Below are 727 nucleotides of genomic sequence, written 5' to 3' on the forward strand. Positions count from 1 at the left end.
GCCAATGCGGTTCCCACGGGTTCAATGTTGGAGACGGGATTGTATTGTCAAGCTGATCGGCATTAAGGATTTTGTTTAGAGACATTTTTTCACCAATTCGTTGTGAATGCTGTGTAAGTTTTCCGAATTTTCGCGTCAATCAAAAAACATGCATACAGGTGCATCCCCTGCACGTATCAGTTTCCGGGGAAGGACTCTTGTTCGTTTTATGACGTTTATGAGGGCGGCGGTGCCACGCAGCAAAAACGAACTTGCATCCTTCAATCATATCCGCTATCGGATATATCCGCCCTCGGATAAAACCCCCACCTAAGCCGAGGGTGCTTTTTTCCCTTTTCAACCGAAAGCCTCAATCATGATGTCCCTCTGGACCGTTTTACCGGGCCGGTGGTTGCGGGGCCGTTGGCCCGAACCGTCGTCACCCTCGGTACCGCTGCTCTCCATCGCCGAAATCACGCCGCATCTCCGGCGCGATCTCAATTTGGGGGAAGATTTGCCGGGCGAGGCGGATTTTTCCTTGCGTCCATCCATCCGTGGGCGGATGATATCCCCGTTCGCAGGCTTCTAACCCACTCTTTCCCCTCCGAACACCAGCTTCTCTACGCGAGAAAGGATTAAACCCTATGATTCACACGACCCGCGTCTGCCGATCGAAGCAGGCATTTCCCGCTTTTCACGGTGTTAACCGTCATCACGCGATAGCCGATCTCTGTCATAGCTCTCTGAT

Annotated in this window: 1 protein-coding gene; it reads left to right on the top strand. The window is 52.3% G+C overall.

The features are described from left to right. The first annotated feature begins 355 nt into the window (after nucleotides 1–355). A complete protein-coding gene (locus VZ95_RS20185; protein WP_045777458.1) occupies nucleotides 356–568 on the top strand; it encodes a hypothetical protein in 213 nt (70 codons plus the stop codon). The last annotated feature ends 159 nt before the right edge of the window (nucleotides 569–727 follow it).

It is taken from the genome of Elstera litoralis (genome assembly GCF_000963705.1).
GTDB classification, from domain to species: Bacteria; Pseudomonadota; Alphaproteobacteria; order Elsterales; family Elsteraceae; genus Elstera; species Elstera litoralis.